Raw genomic sequence first — 534 nt, forward strand, 5'->3', positions numbered from 1 at the left:
ATGCTGCCGGGCGTTTTTTGCAGCCTGCGATCGGGTTCGGGAAAGAGATGTCCCGCGTTCAGGCACTGACGCGAATCGACAAAAACAGCCCGCAGTTTAGGGCGCTGCGTGAGCAGGCGTTAAAACTTGGCTCTGAAACGCAGTTCACCGCAGGCGATGCCGCCAGTGGGCAGGCATTTCTTGCAATGGCTGGCTTCACACCGCAGGCCATTCAGGCTGCGCTTCCGGGCGTGCTGAGCATGGCAACGGCTGGCGGTATGGACCTTGGCGAGACGGCGGATATTGGCTCAAATATCCTGACGCAGTTCGGCCTCTCCGCTGACCAGATGGACCGGGTCGGTGACACGCTTACAGCAGCGTTTACCCGTACTAACACTGACCTTCGCGCGCTGGGCGAAACCATGAAGTATACCGGTCCGGTTGCCGCAAAACTTGGTATCAGTCTTGAAGAAGCGGCGGCCATGGCCGGGATGCTTGCCAATAATGGTCTTCGCGGAAGCGATGCTGGCACGGCCCTGCGCGCAAGTCTGTCCC

At 59.7% G+C, this 534-nt stretch carries 1 protein-coding gene; it reads left to right on the plus strand.

Annotated elements, in window-relative coordinates; translation table 11 throughout:
- Nucleotides 1-47: 47 nt before the first annotated feature.
- Nucleotides 48-534 (plus strand): phage tail tape measure protein (locus I6F28_RS37085; protein WP_249782238.1); only part of this gene is annotated, 487 nt, incomplete at its 3' end.

The organism is Bradyrhizobium sp. NBAIM14, from assembly GCF_020193895.1.
GTDB lineage: Bacteria > Pseudomonadota > Alphaproteobacteria > Rhizobiales > Xanthobacteraceae > Bradyrhizobium > Bradyrhizobium yuanmingense.